Raw genomic sequence first — 21,753 nt, 5'->3', positions numbered from 1 at the left:
TAATTAAATGCACATAAATTATGGTAAAATCAATTAAAAAAGAATGAGTAAGAATTAGAAAGGAAGCAGATTATATGAACGAAATTTTTTCAAAACTTATGCCCATAATTTTATTGTTGATTCTAGGATTTTTTATGAAGGAAAAAAATATGATAAAAAGGGAAAGTGTAGATGGCATAAAGAAGATAGTTATAAATATGGCCCTTCCTAGTGTGCTATTCATGACCTTTGTAAGAATGGAGCTTAAAAAAGAGTATTTTTTATTGACCATAGTAATAATAGGATTTTTATATATACTATACCTTTGTGGAATCCTAATAAATAAAATAAATTTTTTAAGTAATAAACTTAACCCCTTTGTCACTACGGGATTCTGTTTTGGCCTCTTAGGAATACCCTTATACGAGACCGTATTTGGATATGAAAACCTACATAATATTACCATATTAGGCATTGGCCATGAAATGTTCATGTGGTTCATTTTCTTTAATATATTGAGGATGAAATTTAAAAAAGAAAAATTTTCTATGGGGGTAATAAGGGACTTTTGTAAATCTCCTATCATAATAAGCATTGTACTAGGTATATTTATTAATTTATGGGGTTTTTATCATATATTTGAAGAAATTAGTCTATTGAAGGGTCTATATAAGACTATTATGTATTTAGGAAGTTTAGCCACACCTCTTATCTTAATTATTATAGGATATGGTTTAGAATTAAAGAAAAAATATATGAAAGATAGCATAAAGCTTACGGCAATAAGAATGGGTGTCATATTACTAGTAGGATATATGGTTAAGTACATGGTCATAGATAGGATAATCGATGAAAATGAATTGTTTAATTATGCTTATTTCACATTCTTAATATTACCACCACCCTTTGCACTACCCCTATTTGTAGGAGAATATTCTAATGAAGAGGATAAGAATATAGCAAATAATACGGTAGTGTTGAGTACTGTTCTTAGTATAGTACTATATATTGGATTCATACTATTAAAAGTTTAATAAAATAATTGCTGGAGAGTTCTACAAAATTCTAGGAATATCATATAATATAAATAAGGAACAGTTATTAATATTATATGAAGTTAAAATAGAATATTAATTTTTAAAGGGTTTATGAAATTATAGTGCTAACATTCCATAACTGAACCTAATAAATATTTATTAAAGGGGGATTGGATATGAATGTAAAGAGTGCAAATGAAAGTAGGACTAGTGGGGTTTTAAAGTTCTTAATTTTTAGTGCCATTGGAATATTTATGTTTTTCATTCCCATTACTATAGGAGCAAAAACAACTATACCCCTAGACCATATTGTAACAGGTATAAAAAAATCTATACCTTTCATAGCTAAACTATACGCACTGATAATAATCATAGTAGGAAGTATATTACCATTTAAGAACAAAACTTGGAATAAGGACAAAGTAACGGCCGTATTTTCTATTTTCAAATTAGTTGGTCTAGTAGTTGCATTTATGGTGTACTATATAGCAGGACCAGGATGGCTATTTGAAAAGGACATGGGGCCCTTTTTATTTTCAAAATTAGTAGTTCCAGTAGGTCTTATAGTGCCAATTGGATCCATATTTTTAAGTTTTTTAGTAGGATATGGCCTCCTTGAGTTTATAGGAGTTTTAATGGAACCTATCATGAAGCCCATATTTAAAACACCAGGAAGATCTGCCATAGATGCGGTGGCATCCTTTGTGGGAAGTTATTCAATAGGACTCCTTATTACTAATAAGGTATTTAAAGAGGGAAAATATACTATAAAGGAAGCTTCTATTATAGCAACGGGATTTTCCACAGTATCAGCCACCTTCATGATTATTGTAGCTAAAACATTAGGCCTTATGGAAATGTGGAATACCTATTTCTGGATTACTTTAATAGTGACTTTTTTAGTAACAGCCATAACGGTAAGAGTATTTCCACTTAGTAAAAAAAGTGAAAAATACTATGAGGATAAGGATAAAGAAATATTTAATAGGGAAGGTAATATATTTATAAATGCATGGAAAGAGGGAGTAAAGGCAGCTAATAAATCTAAAGATATAGGCATAAACATTAAAGAGAACTTGTTAGATGGAATTAAAATGGCCATGGGAATATTACCATCTATCATGTCAATTGGACTATTTGGATTAGTGTTAGCCAAATATACTCCTCTGTTTGATTATATGGGATATATATTCTTTCCATTTACTAAATTACTTCAAATACCAGAGCCCATGTTAGCTGCCAAGGCATCCGCTGTTGGAATTGCAGAAATGTTCTTACCAGCCTTATTAGTTAAATCGGCTCCCCTAATTACTAAATTTGTTATAGGAGTAGTTTGTGTATCACAGGTACTATTTTTCTCTGCATCCATACCATGTGTACTATCAACGGATATTCCCATTAATTTAAAGGAGATAGTACTAATTTGGATTGAAAGAACCATATTGACCCTGATATTAGTAACACCTATAGTTTTTATATTACTTTAATAATAATGGGGATGGATATTAATATCCATCCCCATTGAATTGTTCAAATTCTTTTATTAATACCACATTCTATTTATCCAACGAAAAGTATGAGATAAATCATATTTGTTAGCCTCGTCTATAAGATAGTCTATACTTTTATAATCATTAAAGGATACATTCCTATCTAGTGGAATGTCTAATCGATGATATCGAGATTTTAATAGCATAGAAGATAATCTACTTTCTAGGGAACTTTGTCCTAGAGAGAATACATCTAATAATGGAAGGGGCATTTGTCTATTTATAATCCATTGGGTTGGGCCCCAATCTTGGGCATCATCAGGTAATATGGTAGGATTAAATCCTGTACCTAGGGATAGCATAGATATATTAGTTAGTGGAATATTCAATTGGCCAACGGCGATGGATATACCTACTAAAGATGGATTACCAGCCACAACTGCTCCATCTATTTGATTATTACATATGGGGAAGAAAGCAGGAACTGTTCCCCCTGATAAAGCCACATCCCTTACTAATGTATGTTTATTTGGAGATAAAGGGGCGTTGCTATAGATTAGAGGCTGTATACTCTCTATAGATCCACTCACTTGAACCGTAGTAGTGGCTACGATCTTATGTAAGTCCATTAATTGTAAATCTTCTGGAAATGTATCATTTATTAAGTCTATAAAATTCTTATTAGAAAAGACAGGTTTAAAGGGGTTCATACTTTTACAAGAAAAGATAGTTTTCCCATGGCTTTTAAAGATATCTTGTATTTTTTCAGGAGTTAATCCATAAGCTAATGAAAGGCTTATGATATTTCCAATTGATGTACCCACTATCATGTCCATATCTTGGATAAACGTAGGGTATTTTTGGTTTAATCTCAGTAGTAAAGTGTTTTCTAATATACCCCTTACTCCGCCAGAGTCTAAGGATAAAATTTTAAATTTTTTATTTTTTTTAGAAACCATAATAAACCCTCCTGAATATGATAAATATGGCCATAAAAACCATAGTACATAATATTCATTTTATACTTATAAAGTTACAAAATACTCATAATATATAAGGAAATAAGTTTAAATTTAAAAGAACTTGTATATTGTTAGTTGTACTAAAATTTGAATTTTGTGACAAAAGATTTCTAGTAGAAGAAAAATAGAGGTAAAAGCTCAGAGATGTAGAATTATTTAGAATAGAGGAGGAAAAAATATATAATAACTATAAAAAGTGGAAAATTACTAAAAAAACACTGAAAATCCATATTGCATAATATATATTTATATATTACATTATTACTATGATTAGCACTCACTGATGATGAGTGCTAATAAAATGGGATATAAAAAATTTAATTACATATATATAAGGAGGTTTTCTTATGAACATAAGACCATTAGGAGACAGAGTCGTAATAAAGAAGTTAGAGGCACAAGAAAAAACTAAAAGTGGAATAGTGCTACCTACTCAAGCTAAAGAACAACCACAAATGGCTGAGGTTGTAGCTGTAGGACCAGGAGGACTCGTAGAAGGAAAAGAAGTAAAGATGGAAGTTGAAGTAGGAAATAAAGTGATCTTTGCAAAATATGCTGGAACAGAAGTTAAGTATGACGGAATTGAATATACAATATTAAAGCAAAATGACATTTTAGCTATTGTTGAATAATAAATTTAGGAGGGAAATCTTATGGCTAAGGATATTAAATTTAGAGAAGACGCTCGTCGTAAACTAGAAACAGGGGTTAATAAATTAGCAGATACAGTAAAAGTAACATTAGGACCGAGAGGAAGAAATGTTATTTTAGATAAAAAATTTGGATCTCCACTTATTACTAACGATGGAGTTACAATTGCAAGAGAAATAGAGCTAGAAGATGCTTATGAAAACATGGGAGCTCAATTAGTTAAAGAAGTTGCAACTAAAACTAATGATGTGGCTGGAGACGGTACTACTACAGCAACTTTACTTGCTCAAGCTATTATTAGAGAAGGTATGAAAAATGTTGCAGCAGGAGCTAACCCTATGATACTTAAAAAGGGTATTCAAAAGGCAGTAGACGCAGCTGTAGAAGAAATAAAAAATATTTCTAAGACTGTTGAAGGAAAAGAAGCTATTGCACAAGTTGCTTCAATTTCTGCTGCTGATGAAACTATCGGAGCTTTAATTGCTGAGGCTATGGAAAAAGTAGGAAAAGACGGAGTTATTACTGTAGAAGAATCTAAATCTATGGGAACTACTTTAGATGTGGTAGAAGGTATGCAATTTGATAGAGGATATGTATCTCCTTACATGGTTACAGATGCTGAAAAGATGGAAGCAGCATTATCTGATCCATACATCTTAATTACAGATAAGAAGATTACTAATATCCAAGAAATATTACCAGTACTTGAGCAAATAGTACAACAAGGTAAAAAATTATTAATCATCTCTGAAGACATTGAGGGAGAAGCATTAGCTACATTAGTAGTCAACAAGTTAAGAGGAACATTTGAATGTGTTGCAGTAAAGGCTCCTGGATTTGGAGATAGAAGAAAGGCAATGTTACAAGACATAGCTATCTTAACTGGTGGAACAGTAATTTCTGAAGAATTAGGATTAGACTTAAAAACTGCCACATTAGATATGCTAGGTCGTGCAAACTCTGTAAAGATTGACAAAGATAACACTACAATTGTAGATGGTGCAGGAGATTCTTCTGCTATTGAAGATAGAGTAAGACAAATCAAGTCTCAAATTGAAGAGACTACTTCTGACTTTGATAGAGAAAAATTACAAGAAAGATTAGCTAAGTTATCTGGTGGAGTTGCAGTAATCGAAGTTGGTGCTGCTACAGAAACAGAGCTAAAAGAGAGAAAGTTAAGAATAGAAGATGCCCTAAATGCTACTAGAGCTGCTGTTGAAGAAGGTATTGTATCTGGTGGTGGAGTTGCACTTCTTAACACAATTGAAGTTGTAGAAAGTTTAGTAGTATCTCTAGAAGGAGACGAAAAAACTGGTGCTAAGATAATAAGACGTGCCCTTGAAGAACCAGTAAGACAAATAGCTGCTAATGCAGGTCTTGAAGGATCTGTAATCGTAGAGAAGGTTATTAATGGAGAGAAGGGTGTAGGATTCGACGCTTACAAGCAAGTATATGTAAATATGATTGAAGCAGGTATAGTAGATCCTACTAAGGTAACTCGTAGTGCTCTACAAAATGCTGCATCTGTTTCTGCTATGTTACTTACTACAGAAGCTGCAGTAGTAGATATTAAAGAAGAAAATGAAGTTCCAGCAATGCCACCAATGGGCGGCGGAATGCCAGGAATGATGTAATAAATTAAGAGCAGGCTAATTAGCCTGCTCTTTGTTGTATATGGATTTGTTAAATGAAATACAGAGTTAGGTGGGCCTATTTCAGGAAAATATATATCTAATTTAAAATTTAATTTATTTTATAGGAACCTAGACTATAGCAACTTACGAGGGAATATGAATGAAAAATTTTTATAAGGTGGAATATCAGAACATCCTATGCTGCAAACAATTATGAAACTTCTATTGTGAGTATAATATTCACACTCTATAGTCTGATAATGACTTACCTTATAAAATATTTTTTATTTATATGATCGAAGTAAGTTCACAGTAAGCTGGTTTGAACATGGGTTATATATCTTTTAAAAGCTGAATTTTAAAATTCAGCTTTATTTTTTTTTCAAAAAGAGATTTTTTGAACCTAACTCTAATATGAATATAGTATGGGACAACTATATAAAAAAGGGGGAAGGAAAATTGATTAATGTTATTTGGCTTTTATTTTTAGTAGTAGGAATAGTAGTTGCCATGTTTAATGGTAATGCACAAGTTGTAACTGATGCGGCTATTGATTATGCAGAAGTGGCAGTAGAATTATCTTTAGGTCTTATTGGAGTTATGACCCTATGGCTTGGAATTATGAGAATTGCAGAAAATGCAGGATTAGTGAAATTATTAGGAAAAGCACTAAAACCAATCATGATAAGATTGTTCCCAGAAGTTCCTGAGGAACATCCTGCCATGGGAGCCATGGTTATGAATATGGCTGCCAATATATTTGGTCTTGGAAATGCAGCCACTCCACTTGGTCTTAAGGCTATGAAGGAATTGCAAGAAATTAATCCTCATAAGGATACGGCTTCTAACGCCATGTGTACTTTCTTAGCAATAAATACATCTTCTGTTACATTAGTAACATCTAGTGTGATTGCTTACAGAGCAGCTGCCAATTCTGCTAATCCAGCAGAAATAATAGGACCTACCATAATCGCTACAACAGCTTCTACAATAGCAGCTGTAATAGCAGTAAAGTTATTGCAGAAATTACCAATATTTCAAATAAAACCAGAAAAAGAAATGGAATCTTAGGGGGGGATATTATGTTTCAAAATATTATGGGGGCAATTTCAACATATGCAATACCACTTATATTATTGTTAATACCACTATATGGATATATAAAGAAAGTAAAGGTATATGAGGCTTTCACAGAGGGAGCTAAGGAAGGATTTTATACGGCAGTTAGAATAATTCCATATCTAGTAGCCATGCTGGTTGCCATTGGAATATTTAGAAAATCGGGAGCAATGGATATATTAAATGGAATTTTAAGACCTATTACAAACTTAATAGGTATGCCATCAGAAGTGTTACCAATGGCCCTAATGAAACCCCTATCTGGAGGTGGAGCATCTGGTATTATGAATGACTTATTTACAACCTATGGTCCTGACTCCCTAATAGGAAGAACTGCATCTATTATGAATGGCTCCACTGAAACAACCTTTTATGTATTAGCCGTATATTTTGGGTCTGTGGCAATTAAAAAGACTCGTCATGCTGTACTAGCAGGATTAATTGCAGATACAGTGGGAATTATCACTGCTGTCATAGTGGCTAGAATCATGTTTGCATAAGGAGGAACCTATAATGATTAAACCTAAAGGTTTGAAACCTGGTAGTGTCATAGGCATAGTAGCACCAGCAAGTCCTGTAGAAGAAGAAAAGGTAATAGGGAGCAAGAAAATATTAGAGAGCATGGGCTTTCAAGTAAAGATGGGAAAAAGTTGCTATGAAAAATATGGATATTTATCTGGTAAGGATAGGGTAAGGGCCTATGACTTAAATAACATGTTTGCAGATGAATATATAGATGGAATCATATGTTTAAGAGGCGGATATGGCTCAGTTAGAATACTTGAAATGATAGATTATAATAGTATAAGTAAAAATCCAAAGGTATTTGTAGGATATAGCGATATAACTGCACTACATATAGCCATAAACCAAAGGGCAAATTTAATTACTTTCCATGGTCCTATGGCCGCATCTAATATGACTACAAAATTAGATGATTTTACATATAATTCGTTTGTAGACATGATAGGGGACAATGATTTTTATGGAGAAATAAAAAATCCATTAAAAGAAAAACTAGAAACCCTATCAGGAGGTCGGTGTATGGGTAAAATAACTGGTGGTAATATGGCCATCATTTGTTCAACCCTAGGAACACCTTATGAAATAGATACTAAAAATAAAATTCTATTTTTAGAAGATATAGGAGAAGAACCATATAGAGTAGACAGGATGCTTAATCAATTACATTTAGCTGGTAAATTAGAGGATTGCCTAGGAATAATTTTAGGGGACTTTAAAGATTGTAATGCCAGTGATCCTAAGAATAGTTTAGAATTAGAAGAAGTATTTAATGACTTACTAATACCCCTAGAAAAACCAATATTAGGTAATGTAAGAGTAGGCCATTGCATGCCAATGATTACTCTACCCCTAGGAGCAGAGAGTATAATAGATGCTACAAGGAAAAAAATATTCATAAATGAAAAGGTTACTACTTAAAAATATGGCAAGAGCTAATATTAGCTCTTGCCATATTTTGATTATTACATATCTTTTAGAAGGCTATTATATTTGTCCTGTACATTTAAAACATAATGATAATCTGCTTGGTCACTTAAGTTCCAACCTCGTTTGTTCATGGCATTAACAATATTTTCTTGGTTTTGTAATACATTCTTTTCACATTCATATAGAAGTTGTCGTAAATTAATTGATGGAGATTTAGTCATACTATTAGTATAAGATAGAGATAATTGATTTTCAGACATTAAAAGATCTTTTAAAAGTTCTTTTTCGGAAAGGTAGGGATGAAATTTCATAGGAATCGCTCCTTAACTAGTTTAGTCCATTTAAATAGTTTAATAAAGCTTTGAAATTTTCCTTATGAGTATTTGCATTTTGGGCACATAAATTTTTAAATTGGGTGTCAGTACATAAGTTGGCATATTGAGTAAACTTTTTATAGATTATGTACTCTTTATCCATGTGTTCTTCTAGGATTTCTAACGAATGGGTGTCTATATTTTTAGTCAATGGCCACGCTCCTCTCTACATATTTACTTTTATATTATTATTTCTTGTAGATTTATTTATAATCATGAAAAATTTTAATAAAAATAGAAAAAAATATATATATTAAGTAAAAAATGAAAAAACTAAATAAAACAGAAAAATTTGTTGACAGAGCACTGGATGTTTGGTACTGTATATAACAACAACCAAATATTTAGTTTGCTCGTATATGTTTAGAGATAAGGTCTAAACGTTTCTACATGGTCTCCGTAAATGACCTAACTATGAGTGAGATTACTAATGTATATTATAGTACGTTATTTATAAATCCATGTAATTTCACTCTGAAATTCATGGATTTTTTTTATTGTATATGAATAATTTAATGCACAGATTATAAGGAGAGGGATAGATTATGGATGAAAAATTTGTAAAAGAAGGAATAACCTTTGACGATGTATTACTAGTACCACAAAAATCAGAAGTATTACCAAAGGACGTAAGTACTAAGACAAAGTTAACTCAAAAGATACATTTAAATATTCCTATAATGAGTGCTGGTATGGATACGGTTACGGAAGCTAGATTAGCTATTGCCATGGCTAGAGCTGGAGGAATAGGTATTATACACAAAAATATGTCTATAGAAGAACAAGCCCTTGAAGTGGACAAGGTAAAACGTAGTGAACATGGAGTAATAGTAGATCCATTTTATTTACGCCCACAAGATTTTATAAGGGATGCATTAGAACTTATGGCAAGATACAGAATTTCTGGTGTACCTATAGTTGATGAAAATAAAAAATTAGTTGGAATTTTAACTAATAGAGATATAAGATTTGAAGGTGACGAAAATAAAAGAATAGATGAAATTATGACTAAAGAAAATTTAGTTACGGCTAAGGAAGGCATATCTATGGATGAAGCTGAAAATATCCTTAAAATGCATAAGATAGAAAAATTACCTATAGTAGATGAAGAAGGATATCTAAAGGGACTTATAACTATTAAAGACATTAAAAAGGCCATTGAATATCCAAACTCAGCTAAGGATGAAAGAGGAAGATTATTAGTTGGAGCAGCAATAGGAATTACAGGAGATATGATAGATCGTGCAGCAGCTCTTGTTAAGGCAGGCGCAGATGTAATAGTACTAGATACGGCTCACGGTCACTCTAAAGGTGTAATTGAAGCTGTTAAAAAACTAAAGAGTACATTTGATGAAGTACAGATCATAGCAGGAAACATTGCTACAGCAGAAGCTGCTCGCGAGTTAATAGAAGCAGGAGCTGATTGCTTAAAGATAGGTATAGGACCTGGATCTATTTGTACTACTAGGGTAGTTGCAGGAATTGGAGTACCACAAATTACTGCTGTATACGATTGTGCTAAAGTAGCTAAGGAATATGGAATTCCAGTTATAGCAGATGGAGGAATAAAGTATTCTGGAGATGTGGTAAAGGCCATAGCTGCAGGAGCTGATGTTTGTATGATGGGTTCACTATTTGCTGGAACGGAAGAAAGTCCAGGAGAAACTGTTATATATAAAGGAAGAAGTTTTAAAACATATAGAGGTATGGGATCTACTGGAGCCATGGAATCAGGTAGTAAAGATAGATACTTCCAAACCGAATCTAAAAAGTTTGTTCCAGAAGGTGTAGAAGGAATGGTTCCATATAGAGGAAAATTACATGATATAGTATATCAACTAGTTGGAGGTCTAAGAGCTGGTATGGGCTATTGTGGAACTCCAACTGTAGAAGACTTAAAAGTAAATGGTAAGTTTATAAAAATCACATCAGCAGGATTAGTGGAGAGTCATCCTCATGATATTAGTATAACTAAAGAATCTCCAAACTATAGTTCAAGATCTTAAGGAGGCACATTATGGATAATCAATTAGTATTAATAGTAGACTTTGGTGGTCAATATAAAGAGTTAATAGCAAGAAGAGTAAGAGAAGCCAATGTATATTGTGAAGTAATTCCATATACTAAAGCTATGGAAGTTATAAAGGAAAGAAAACCTAAGGGAATCATATTCACAGGGGGACCAAATAGTGCCTACTTAGAAGATTCTCCAAAGATTGCAGAAGAAGTATTCCATATGAATATTCCAATCTTAGGTATTTGTTATGGAGCTCAATTAATGGCTCATACACTAGGTGGTAAAGTAACTAAAGCAGAAACTCGTGAATATGGAAGAGTAGAACTTAAATTAAACCACACAGAAGATATATTTAAAGATATAATAGACAGTTCTAAATGCTGGATGAGTCATACTGACTATATAGAATCTATTCCAGAAGGTTTTGAAATAATAGCTACTACAGAGGCTTGTCCTGTTGCTGCTATGAAGCATACAGAAAAAAGTCTTTATGGAGTTCAATTCCATCCAGAAGTTGAACACAGTGAATATGGTTTTGAAATGTTAAGAAACTTCTTATACGAAGTTTGTGGATTAACTGGAGAATGGAATATGCATAACTTCACTGAAAATGCTATTAAAGAAGTTAAAGAATTAGTAGGAGATAAAAAAGTATTATGCGCTCTATCAGGTGGAGTAGATTCATCTGTTGCAGCAGTACTTGTTCATAGAGCTATAGGAGATAATTTAACTTGTATTTTCGTAGATCATGGTTTACTTAGAAAGAATGAGGGTGACCAAGTAGAAGAATTATTTAAAAATAAATTTAATATGAACCTTATAAGAGTTAATGCTCAAGAGAGATTCTTAGGTAAATTAGCAGGTGTGTCAGATCCTGAAATGAAGAGAAAAATCATAGGTGAAGAGTTTATAAGATTATTTGAAGAAGAATCTAAAAAGCTTGGACATATAGATTACTTAGTACAAGGAACTGTATATCCAGACGTTATTGAAAGTGGTACAGATACGGCTAGTGTTATAAAGTCACATCATAACGTTGGTGGACTTCCTGAAGACATGGAGTTTGAATTAATAGAACCTTTAAGACAATTATTTAAAGATGAGGTTAGAAAGGTTGGAGAAGAATTAGAGATTCCAGAAGAAGTCGTATGGCGTCAACCATTCCCAGGGCCAGGTCTTGCTATAAGAGTTTTAGGTGAAGTTAGGGAAGATAAATTAAAGATAGTTAGAGAATCAGATCACATATTCCGTGAAGAAATTAGAAAAGCTGGTCTTCAAAGAAAAATATGGCAATACTTCACAGTATTACCTAACATAAAGTCTGTAGGAGTTATGGGTGACGAAAGAACTTATGCTCACACAGTAGGTATAAGAGCAGTTACATCTTCAGATGGAATGACTAGTGACTGGGCTAGAATACCATATGAAGTAATTGAGAAGATTTCCAATAGAATAGTAAATGAAGTAGACAATGTAAACAGAATAGTTTATGATGTAACTTCTAAGCCACCTTCAACTATTGAGTGGGAGTAATACACTAATTTTCACAACATTATGCAATTACTTGTGTGTAGAGGGCGGTTATAAGGTCGTCACTGCCTTTGACTATAAACATTTTTTAAGTTATTATATAGTGCTGTAATTAAGCAATTAGAACGGTTAAAGTATTTTAGTTAATTATATTTTTTTATAGTACTTAAAGATATTAATCAAAAAAATCAAATCCAAATCAATCAAAGATAAAGAATCCGGTAGTCTCTTAAGTGAGATTACCGGATTTTATTTTCTTAATTTATTCTATATTTGCTTGGTGTCATACCAGTTTTATTTTTAAAGAATTTTGAAAAATGGGCCGGATATTCAAATCCTAATTGATAACCGATTTGGCTTACAGGATCATTTGTACTTATAAGTAAGTCTTTAGCTCTCTGCAGTAAATATTCGTGAATATAGTCTTGAGTACTCTTACCAGTTTCTTTCTTGAGTAAGTCACTTAAATAATATGGTGAATATCCTAGCGTAGTAGCTAGTTCCTTTACTGAAGGTATACCTTCAGTTTCTAACCTATCGGCATTAAATCTTTCTTTTATTACTGACTCAAATTCTGTAATCGTATCATTATTACTTGCTGTTCGCGTTAAAAACTGTCTGTTGTAAAAACGTTCACTAAAATTAAGTAGAAGTTCGATACTATTTAGAATGAGTTTTCTTGTATAAGCATCGATATTCTGTGAAATTTCATTTTGAATTGTTTCTACAATATTATTAAGAGTTATTTTTTCTTGATCAGACAAATGAAGTGCTTCGTTAGCAGTGTATGAAAAGAAATGATACTTATCCATTTTCATTGCTAAGTCACTACCTCTTATTAACTCAGGGTGTATGCATAGAATCCAGCCAGTAGCATCTTTATTAGGTGCAGCAATATCAAAAGTTGCTACCTGATTGGGTTCAATAAAAATCAAACTCCCTTCTTTAAAATCATAGAATTGTCTACCATATTTCATGCCTTCTTCTACATCAGATTTCATTGAAATACAGTAAAAGCCAAGTCTAACCTTTGCATTCTTAATTTCTTGTAAAGGTTTTATTTTTTTCACATCTATTATAGTTACCAAAGGATGTGTAGGTTTATCATAACCACTATATTCGTGCAAGTCAGTAATTGAATCTATTTTGATAATGTTATCCATAGACGACTCCTTTCTTTCATCTTATGTCTTAACAAAATTATATCATAGTAGAAATTTGAACCCATATACTTATTCCTTAATGAGTTATATATTTTGCAGATTTTCTAGGAATAAGGAAAATGTATAAGCCTGTCTGCAATTGGTTTATGTAAAGACTGAAGATTTTTCCTTAATATAAACATAGATATTAAATGTTAGATCAATGATTGTGACAGGAAAGAGGTAGTAATATGATAATTCCAACATTGAGATGTGATGAAAATTTATTTAGAAAGGACTTAGAAGGTAAATACTATATTGTGACAGGTGCAAACTCGGGTGTCGGACTTGAGACAACAAGGCAGTTGGTTAAGCAAGGCGCACATGTAATTATGGCATGTAGAAGGATTGAATCCGCAAAAGAAGTTGCAAAATCGTTTGCTGCAGAACGTGGTACAGTATCATTTGAAAAACTTGATTTATCAGATTTAGAATCAGTTAGAGCGTTTGCAGAGAACATTAAATCTAAGCACAAGAAAATTGATGGATTAGTGAATAATGCAGGAATGGTTACTAGCGGTAAAGTCCCAAAAAGAACAAAGCAAGGTTTTGAGATGATGTTTGCTGTCAATCATTTAGGTCATTTTCTTTTGACCGAAAGTCTTTTAGATATTATTAACGAAACGCAAGGCTCAAGGATTGTCATTTTATCTTCTATTGGTCATGCAGGTAGTGATAAAAAGCGTCCTGAAATTCATTTTGAAGATTTAAACTATGATAAAAGAGTTTTTAATAGGACTGATGCATATTGTGAATCTAAGCTAGCTAATCTACTGTATGCTAAAGAGTTAGCTGAAAGAGTAAAAAATAAAAAAACGACAGTTGTTTCTGTTCATCCAGGTTGGGCAAAATCCAACTTAGCAGGTAAGGGTTTTACAGCATTTGTTCAAAACGTACTTTTAACACCTGTAGCTCCTCTGCTAACCATTATGAGCAATGAAGATGCAGCTCAAACAAGTTTACATTGCCTTTTAGATGATGATGTACCTAAATTTTCGGGAGAGTATTTTAGTCAAAATAGTTTACTGTATTCTGATAAAGAATGTCGACGAGGTGGTTGGCCAATGAAATCTCCTAATCCTAATGCGCATGATATGAAAAGTGCTTTGAGATTAACAAAAGTTAGTAAGAAAATGGTGGGATTAAAATGATTATTTATTTTTCTGGAACAGGGAACAGCTTTAGTATTGCCAAAAGACTAGGTGAAAAAATTAATGAACAGGTAATTCCTTTAAAGCGAGCTTTTAATAATGGAGATGAGAATATAATATTTGTTTTTCCCCTGTATTGTGAAGATATTCCACCACATGTAAGAAAGTTTCTTGGAACTTTTAAAATCAATAATAATCAAAATGTGATGGCTATATGTACTTCCGGAGGTGGCATAGGAAATGCAGAGTATACCTTTAATAGAATTATGGAGAAAAAAGGACTCATTGTTAAAAAGTTTTTAAGTGCACCAATGATAGATAATTCTTTTCCAGTTCTTTTCGGTGGTGAAGTGAACAGAGTATTTGTTGATGAGGATGCTATCGTTAATCGATTTATGAATATGACATACAACAATAGTTCAAGTTTTAATCCAATGCATAAAGTGACTGAATTATTGGTATATAATTCGTTGACAAAAAGATTATTTAGGAAAAAAGTAGATAAAGAAAAATGTATTGGATGTGGCAAATGTGAACAGATTTGTCCCAATAACAATATTCAGATATTGAATAATACAGCAGTTGTAAAAGATGATTGTACGGAATGCTTTGGATGCATTCACATATGTCCTCAACAAGCTATATATGTTAGGAAAAAAGTACAAAAGAAAAATCAATATATTAATGAGAACATTGATGTAAATGAGTTGAATAAGTAAAATACGGAAAATGTATAAGTTTATCTGCAATTGGTTTATTTAATCAACTAAAGAGATTTTGTATGATTAATGTATAAATAAAGAACGAGAACGGAGGGATAATATGTTAACGAAATATGTTGCTGATATGATGATAAAACCTGGTGCATCACCTGTATTTGATAAACCATCTGATTTTGGACTTGACCATGAAGATGTAACATTTAAAGCAAAAGATGGTGTTGAATTATCTGGATGGTTAATAAAAGGTGGTAGTGAAAGAGTCATTATTCAATCACATTTTGGTGTACAAAGTAGTAGATCAGGTTATACCCCAGTGGGTAAAGGCATGATTAAGATGTGGAAAGAAGATATTCATTTTTTAAATCAAGCCAAGCATTTAGTGGATCAAGGTTATTCAGTATTAATGTATGATTTTAGAAATCATGGTGATAGTGGAATAAGTGAAAGACCATGGGTATCGTGGGGACCAGAAGAAGCAAAAGATGTGGCTGCTGCTGTTAACTATATTAGTACACATCCAGTTTATACGAATGCAAAAATAGGTCTACTCAGTATATGTATGGGTGCAGCTTCTACGACTTATGCGTTTGGAAATGGATTAATAGAGCAAGGCAAAATATCTGCAATGGTTGCTGTACAGCCCTTGATTTATCCAGATTTCGTAAAAGCTATGGGTATCCCAAATTTTATTGCTAAGAGAGTAAATGTAGAGACCACAAAACGTTTAGGTTTTGATTTAAATCAAAAATCATTCTTACCCGATGTCAATAAAATTGATATGCCTACAATGGTCATCCAAAATACAAACGATCCATGGGCTAACAAACAGTTTGTAGAGAATTATTTTGAAGCATTAAATACGGAAAAAGAAATGCTATGGGTCGATTTAGAGAAGAGTAGAGCGGCATCTTATGATTACATTGGAAAGCAACCTGAAACATTATCAAAATTCTTTGACAAGTACATGAAATAAAAGGAGATATGAAAATGGCTAATACATTTGATAACAAGTTACCTAGAACGACGACTTACTGGAAAGAGGGGGAAATCTTTTTTATAAAACATGATAGTTTTAGAGTAAGTTTAGAAGAAGGTCAAGCAATTGCAGAATTACTTCGATTTGCTATGGAAGATAGATCGACCAAAGCACTATTAATTAATAATCGCCAAGCAAAAGGTGCTTGGTCGAAGGAAATTAATGAATTATGGGAAGGTGGAAGTGAAAACACTGCAAACTTACCTGTTAAAAAGATGGCGACACTAACGAATAGTGTTATCACTACAATGCAGATCAATAGAATCTCTAAAAGTAATGGTATTGAAAAATGGTCAAAAGCCTTTAACAGTGAGTTTAACGATGAAGTAAAGGCGTTTTTATTAAGATAGAAAGTAATTCTGGTTTAAATAACCAGAGAAAGTTTTCTAGAAAGGATGTAAAATGATAGGAAAATTTATTGCTAATATGGTAACTGTACCAGGTGATTCTCCTGTGTTTGATTCACCTGATAATTATAATCTTAAGTATGAAGATGTTACTTTCACTGCTGAAGATGGCGTGGAACTTAGTGGTTGGATTATCAATCCAGGTAAAAATAAAGTGATTTTACAACAGCATTTTGCAAGCCAGTGTAGTAGAGCTGGTTATACACCCAAAGGGAAAAGCGGTGTAAAGTTATGGGATGAAGATATTACGTTCTTAAGACAAGCTAAACATTTTGCTAATCAAGGGTATTCGATACTAATGTATGATTTTCGTAATCATGGTAAAAGTGGTAAAGCTGAACTACCTTATGTTACAGGAGGTGTTGAGGAAGCAAGGGATGTAATTGCAGCTGTTGAATTTATTTCCAATCACCCTGATTATAAAGATGCATCAATTGGATTATTTAGCATCTGCATGGGTACAAATGCTACTTCCTTAGCTTTTGGTATTAAAGATGGATTAGAGAATTATAAAAATATTAAAGCTTATGTATCTGTTCAACCTTTGAATTATGGAGATTTTTTAGAAGGAATGGGAATGCCTAAATTTTTAGTCAATAGAGCCAATAAGGCGAACTTAAACCGTGGTGGAAAGGAGTTCTATGCAACTCCATATGAGAATCTTAAAAAAGTACATGTACCAGTCATGGTTTTTCAAAATAGTAATGATCCATGGACAAATATGAACTCAGTGAAAAAATACTATGAAACTATTCCTACTGAGAAGAAAATGGTATGGGCAGATCTTGAGAAAAAAAGAGCTGCTGCTTATGATTATGTCGGTTCAAAACCTCAGGAGTTTGTTGATTTTTTTAACAAATATATGTAAATGGATGTGTAAGATGCTAAGGAACTTAGTTTCTTAACATCATTTAGAATAAAAATAGAGAAGGAGATAAAAATGAGTGAATTACAAAATATGATGAATCAAGTTGTTTCGGCATTAGTTCATGCTAGAAGATCACCTATTCTTCGTACACCTGAAGATGAAGGTTTGGATTATGAAGATGTTAAAATTACAGCACTTGACGGAGTAGAGTTGGATGCATGGTTTATACCTGCTGAATCGAATAAGGTGATTATCTGTAATCACTTCTCACCAGGTAATAGGTATGGTTATCCAGGACATTTAGATGAATATAATACAAGTGGTGGTTTCGAGGTTAATTTTATTCCTAAATATAAAGCTTTGCATGATGCCGGATATAATGTATTGACATATGATATGCGTAATCATGGAACCAGTCAGGAAGCAAATGATGGGATATCAACAGTTGGTGCTTATGAGTGGCAAGATGTAGTTGGTTCTATTAATTATATTAGAAATAGAGAAGATACTAAGGATTATAGAATATCACTACAAAGCAATTGCATGGGCGCAGAAGCAACATTTATTGCTTTGGAAAAAATGCCTGAAGCTTTCGAAAGTGTGGAAGCATTAGTAGCGGCACAACCATTATCAGGTGAACCAATGATTCAAAGAATGGTTGATGGTGCAGGAATGTCACCAGAGATGTATGATGTAGCGATAGAAGCATATGATAAGGCACTAAGAGAACAAACAGGATTCGGTGTAGATCGATATGATATGCCTAAAATTGCTCATTTAGTAAAAATACCAACATTACTTCTTCAAGTGAAGGAAGATTTAATGACAAAACCATTTGATATGGAGAACATCTATGCAAATCTAGGAACTGAAGATAAAAAATTAGTGTGGGTAGAAGGCACACCAATGAGATTTCATGGTTATACTTACTTCTCTGAAAAACCAGAAGAAATGATTGAGTGGTTTAACGCACATATGAAGTAGTTTAAGCGTGTAATTAGATATTACAAAATAAATCAGGTAGTCTCTTAAGTGAAATTACCTGATTTTATTTTTTATATTTAATGCCAGTACAAAATGAAATGTTTTGGCATTTTTCTTAATCTATTTTTTGATAAGGAAGTAGATGATCTAGTTTCAGAAATTAAAAGAGAATTTAGAAGTCAAGATTCTAAACCGAACACAAATTTAAATGGTAGATGTAAAAAGAGAAATAGGATTATAATTCGAATAACATAAGTAGATATTTGAAAATTAGTTGAGTTTTTTATCATCATTGAAAAGTGTCGTGACTGTCTTTTGAATCCATTGAGTGTAAAAAAGATATTAAATGAGGATAATAGTAATAATATGGATAACTGAAACTATTGAAAACACTGTAAGCTAACAGGAGTCATATTCTAGCAGTCGAGTGGGAATAAATGATAAAATGCCTATAACCTTTGTAAATAAAAGGTTATAGGCATTTCGCTTTATCTTATCTCATCTATTCTTCACAAAAAGGAACACCAAGAATTTCATTTAGGAAATTTGCAGTTTCTTCACTGGCATGGATTTCAGCTTCAGAAGAACCACGTTTTACTCTAACTAAAAATATATATTCATCTCCACATTCTAGTTTTCTAATGCAAATATACTCTAGATTCATAAAATTACATCTCCTTACATAGTTAATATTCATATGTTTCACATTATAGTATGTAAGAATATATATAGGTGTGTCCTAATATAAGGTTAAGAACTCTAAAATCCCCTAATAATTATCTATAAGACAATTATTAGGGGATTTATTAATTATTTATAATCAACCCATTTAGCACCGTTATCGGCAGACTCAACACATTTTTCTAGGAATCTAACTCCATCAATACCAGCTTTAATTCCAGGGAACCAAAGGTGATCAAGAGTTTCTCCTTTGCTTGTAGCGTTCATTGCTAGAGCGAATCGATGATATAGATTTGCCCAAGATTCAAATAAACCTTCTGCATGGCCGCAACCAATACGATCAGCAGCAACTGCTGGGTCATCCTTATAAAGGTAGCCATGTCCACGGTCTAAAAGACGCTTTGGCTCACCTTGTACTTCATAAACAAGTTGATTTGGATGTTCATCCCACCACTCGATAGATGCTTTAGAACCAACTACACGGATTTTCTGTTCATGTATTGCACCAGCGTTTACTGCAGATGCCCAAAGGTTACCTACAGCACCTCCTTCAAAGTGCATTAATACGAAGGCATTATCTTCTAAAGGAGTACGGCTCTCAATAAAGCTTTGACGTGTACACATCAGTTCTTTAATTTCTAAATCAGGAACCATTACTTCTGCTAGGTATAAAGCATGTGTACCAATATCACCAAGTACATAAGTAGGACCTGATACTTCAGGACTTACACGCCATTTTGTACCTGGGTCATTTGCTTCTACTTCAGTAGAATGCCATCCATGGGCAAATTGCATATTGATAATTCTAATTTCCCCAAGATCACCATTTTCAATCATTTTGCGTGCTTGATGTACCATTTGATAACCTGTATATCCATAGGTTACACCTATTACTCTATTTTTACTTTCAGCTATGGCTTTTAATTCTTCTGCTTCTTCTACAGTGAAGCAAAGTGGCTTTTCGCAGATTACATGAAGGCCTGCTTCTAATGCAGCTTTACACATTTCATAATGAAATTTATTTGGAGTAGCAATTGAAACGGCTTCAATTCCATCTTCACGCTTTGCTTCTTCTTCAAACATTACTTTATAATCTGAATAGCAGCGGGAAGGATCAACTCCTAAATTTTTACCAAAGTCTATACAACGTTCTGGGTTAATATCAAAGGCACCAGCGACTAATTGAAATAAATTGTCCCTTGCTGCTGCAGCACGATGAATATAGCCTATTTGGCTCCCACGGCCACCGCCAACCATTGCCCATCGAATAGGTTGTTCAAATCTTCTTTCTTCGTTAAACATAATGGATCCTCCTATAAACTAGTATTGTTTTTATGTATTTTTAATAATATTAATATCCTATCTTTTCTAGATATTTTAAACTTTCCCTAACATCAGCAAGACTACCATCTGCATCCCTTGGATCTCTTTCTTGCTCAATGGTAATCCATCCTTTATATTTTATTTCATGGAGAGTCTTATGAATTGCTTCATAGTCAATGATTCCCTTTCCAATAGGACACATAACATTTTCTTTACAGGCTTCAAAAAAGCCAATTTGGCGATTAATAACATTTTTATAAACTGCTATATCTATATCTTTAAAATGAACATAATCTAAACGATCTGCATATTTTTTTAACCACTGCACTGGATCCATACAAGCATAATATAGATGTCCTGTATCTAAACAAAGTCCAGCTACTTCAGAAGGAATATCATTTAAAAGACGAATGGTTTCGTCTGCATATTCTATATAGCCTCCTGCGTGAGGATGGACTACAGAGCGAATGCCATATTCTTCTGATGTAATCTTTCCAATCTCACGAATATGTTTCATCATCTGATTCCAATCATCAGTAGATAATCTTGGTGCCTTATCAGGGTGTCCTGCAAAAGGACTACGTACTTTATTCACCTGATCAATTATTACAAGATAAGGTGTGGCATAACTCTGACCGTCTACCTGTGATGCCTTTGGAAGTTTTGATATTAACTTACATGTAACATGAGTTTTTGAAATTATATTCTGAAAATTTTCAGGAGAAACTAAATCATCATATAGGGTTCCTGCAACTATTTGCAAATCCCTTTGTGCCAAGGCATTTTGAAGTAGCTCAACATCCTGAGGTAAATATCCATAAGGCCCAAGTTCTAAACCTTTATAACCTGCCTGGGAGGCTTCATCCAAAACTTTTTCCCAAGCTGGATTATGGGGATCATTTGCATCCTCAACTCCCCAGGAGCAAGGAGCACTTCCTATTTTAAAACTCATAACATCCTCTCCTTTTATAGAAAAGTTAACTGATTTTTAATTTACTGTGTTTTTTAAAACTCTTATTCTAGTACGATAAGTTCATTCTCTTTTGTCTTGAAAACCTTTTCACAAAGTAGATT

22 protein-coding genes and 1 riboswitch are annotated in these 21,753 nt (G+C 32.9%); of the genes, 15 read left to right on the top strand and 7 right to left on the bottom strand.

The window, feature by feature from the left end:
* Positions 1–74: 74 nt before the first annotated feature.
* Positions 75–1,013, top strand: a complete 939-nt coding sequence (locus CCE28_RS10615; protein ID WP_095133687.1) for an AEC family transporter — start codon at positions 75–77, stop codon at positions 1,011–1,013.
* Positions 1,014–1,192: 179 nt separating this feature from the next.
* Entirely contained in the window at positions 1,193–2,503 is a 1,311-nt protein-coding gene (locus tag CCE28_RS10610) for a YjiH family protein (protein WP_095133686.1), read from the top strand.
* A gap of 56 nt (positions 2,504–2,559) precedes the next feature.
* Here the strand turns inward: CCE28_RS10610 and CCE28_RS10605 are convergent, their stop codons facing one another.
* Positions 2,560–3,465, bottom strand: coding sequence for a patatin-like phospholipase family protein (locus CCE28_RS10605; protein ID WP_095133685.1), 906 nt, complete (start codon positions 3,463–3,465; stop codon positions 2,560–2,562).
* A gap of 410 nt (positions 3,466–3,875) precedes the next feature.
* Here CCE28_RS10605 and groES point away from each other — a divergent pair, with 410 nt between their 5' ends.
* From groES to CCE28_RS10580, 5 genes are all read left to right on the top strand, one after another.
* Positions 3,876–4,160, top strand: coding sequence for a co-chaperone GroES (gene groES / locus CCE28_RS10600; RefSeq protein ID WP_095133684.1), 285 nt, complete (start codon positions 3,876–3,878; stop codon positions 4,158–4,160).
* Positions 4,161–4,181: 21 nt separating this feature from the next.
* Positions 4,182–5,813: a chaperonin GroEL gene (gene groL / locus CCE28_RS10595; protein ID WP_095133683.1), complete on the top strand. Its 1,632-nt coding sequence runs from the start codon at positions 4,182–4,184 to the stop codon at positions 5,811–5,813.
* A gap of 459 nt (positions 5,814–6,272) precedes the next feature.
* Positions 6,273–6,884, top strand: a complete 612-nt coding sequence (locus CCE28_RS10590) for a nucleoside recognition domain-containing protein (RefSeq protein WP_095133682.1) — start codon at positions 6,273–6,275, stop codon at positions 6,882–6,884.
* An 11-nt stretch (positions 6,885–6,895) separates the two neighbouring features.
* On the top strand, positions 6,896–7,432 hold the full coding sequence (locus tag CCE28_RS10585; protein WP_095133681.1) for a spore maturation protein: 537 nt from the start codon (positions 6,896–6,898) through the stop codon (positions 7,430–7,432).
* Between the two features lie 13 nt (positions 7,433–7,445).
* On the top strand, positions 7,446–8,375 hold the full coding sequence (locus tag CCE28_RS10580) for a S66 peptidase family protein (protein ID WP_095133680.1): 930 nt from the start codon (positions 7,446–7,448) through the stop codon (positions 8,373–8,375).
* 44 nt (positions 8,376–8,419) lie between these two features.
* Here the strand turns inward: CCE28_RS10580 and CCE28_RS10575 are convergent, their stop codons facing one another.
* Positions 8,420–8,695 carry a spore coat protein gene (locus CCE28_RS10575; protein ID WP_095133679.1) on the bottom strand — a complete coding sequence of 92 codons (276 nt, stop codon included), beginning with the start codon at positions 8,693–8,695 and terminating at the stop codon, positions 8,420–8,422.
* A 16-nt stretch (positions 8,696–8,711) separates the two neighbouring features.
* Entirely contained in the window at positions 8,712–8,909 is a 198-nt protein-coding gene (locus CCE28_RS10570; protein WP_095133678.1) for a hypothetical protein, read from the bottom strand.
* A gap of 182 nt (positions 8,910–9,091) precedes the next feature.
* Positions 9,092–9,193: riboswitch (purine riboswitch) on the top strand.
* 110 nt (positions 9,194–9,303) lie between these two features.
* On the opposite strand from CCE28_RS10570, the gene guaB reads away from it, so the two are divergent.
* Both guaB and guaA read left to right on the top strand, forming a co-directional pair.
* Positions 9,304–10,764 (top strand): IMP dehydrogenase, encoded by a 1,461-nt coding sequence (gene guaB, locus CCE28_RS10565; RefSeq protein ID WP_095133677.1) that lies wholly within the window; start codon positions 9,304–9,306, stop codon positions 10,762–10,764.
* 11 nt (positions 10,765–10,775) lie between these two features.
* Positions 10,776–12,308 carry a glutamine-hydrolyzing GMP synthase gene (guaA, locus tag CCE28_RS10560; RefSeq protein ID WP_095133676.1) on the top strand — a complete coding sequence of 511 codons (1,533 nt, stop codon included), beginning with the start codon at positions 10,776–10,778 and terminating at the stop codon, positions 12,306–12,308.
* A 254-nt stretch (positions 12,309–12,562) separates the two neighbouring features.
* On the opposite strand, the gene CCE28_RS10555 is transcribed toward guaA, so the two are convergent.
* Positions 12,563–13,468, bottom strand: a complete 906-nt coding sequence (locus CCE28_RS10555) for a helix-turn-helix domain-containing protein (protein ID WP_095133675.1) — start codon at positions 13,466–13,468, stop codon at positions 12,563–12,565.
* Between the two features lie 230 nt (positions 13,469–13,698).
* Here CCE28_RS10555 and CCE28_RS10550 point away from each other — a divergent pair, with 230 nt between their 5' ends.
* The 6 genes from CCE28_RS10550 (at position 13,699) to CCE28_RS10525 (ending at position 18,675) form a co-directional block, all read left to right on the top strand.
* Positions 13,699–14,658, top strand: coding sequence for an SDR family oxidoreductase (locus tag CCE28_RS10550; RefSeq protein WP_207652886.1), 960 nt, complete (start codon positions 13,699–13,701; stop codon positions 14,656–14,658).
* Positions 14,655–15,377 carry an EFR1 family ferrodoxin gene (locus tag CCE28_RS10545; RefSeq protein WP_095133674.1) on the top strand — a complete coding sequence of 241 codons (723 nt, stop codon included), beginning with the start codon at positions 14,655–14,657 and terminating at the stop codon, positions 15,375–15,377. Before CCE28_RS10550 ends, CCE28_RS10545 begins: the two co-directional genes overlap by 4 nt.
* A gap of 103 nt (positions 15,378–15,480) precedes the next feature.
* Complete coding sequence (locus CCE28_RS10540; RefSeq protein ID WP_095133673.1) at positions 15,481–16,353, top strand: alpha/beta hydrolase; 873 nt, start codon at positions 15,481–15,483, stop codon at positions 16,351–16,353.
* A gap of 14 nt (positions 16,354–16,367) precedes the next feature.
* Complete coding sequence (locus CCE28_RS10535; protein ID WP_095133672.1) at positions 16,368–16,766, top strand: hypothetical protein; 399 nt, start codon at positions 16,368–16,370, stop codon at positions 16,764–16,766.
* Positions 16,767–16,818: 52 nt separating this feature from the next.
* Complete coding sequence (locus tag CCE28_RS10530; RefSeq protein WP_095133671.1) at positions 16,819–17,691, top strand: alpha/beta hydrolase; 873 nt, start codon at positions 16,819–16,821, stop codon at positions 17,689–17,691.
* Between the two features lie 210 nt (positions 17,692–17,901).
* Positions 17,902–18,675, top strand: a complete 774-nt coding sequence (locus tag CCE28_RS10525) for an alpha/beta hydrolase family protein (RefSeq protein ID WP_207652885.1) — start codon at positions 17,902–17,904, stop codon at positions 18,673–18,675.
* Positions 18,676–19,177: 502 nt separating this feature from the next.
* Here CCE28_RS10525 and CCE28_RS22230 read toward each other — a convergent pair.
* The 3 genes from CCE28_RS22230 to CCE28_RS10515 all read right to left on the bottom strand — a co-directional run bounded on the left by CCE28_RS22230 (position 19,178) and on the right by CCE28_RS10515 (position 21,631).
* On the bottom strand, positions 19,178–19,339 hold the full coding sequence (locus tag CCE28_RS22230; RefSeq protein WP_176461768.1) for a hypothetical protein: 162 nt from the start codon (positions 19,337–19,339) through the stop codon (positions 19,178–19,180).
* Between the two features lie 146 nt (positions 19,340–19,485).
* Positions 19,486–20,658 (bottom strand): Gfo/Idh/MocA family protein, encoded by a 1,173-nt coding sequence (locus CCE28_RS10520; protein WP_095133669.1) that lies wholly within the window; start codon positions 20,656–20,658, stop codon positions 19,486–19,488.
* 49 nt (positions 20,659–20,707) lie between these two features.
* Positions 20,708–21,631 (bottom strand): sugar phosphate isomerase/epimerase family protein, encoded by a 924-nt coding sequence (locus tag CCE28_RS10515; RefSeq protein ID WP_095133668.1) that lies wholly within the window; start codon positions 21,629–21,631, stop codon positions 20,708–20,710.
* Between the last annotated feature and the right edge of the window lie 122 nt (positions 21,632–21,753).

It is taken from the genome of Anaeromicrobium sediminis (genome assembly GCF_002270055.1).
In the GTDB taxonomy this organism is placed as follows: Bacteria; Bacillota; Clostridia; order Peptostreptococcales; family Thermotaleaceae; genus Anaeromicrobium; species Anaeromicrobium sediminis.
The sequence above is the reverse complement of the archived record's forward strand: the minus strand, read 5'-3'. Positions and strand labels throughout refer to the sequence as shown.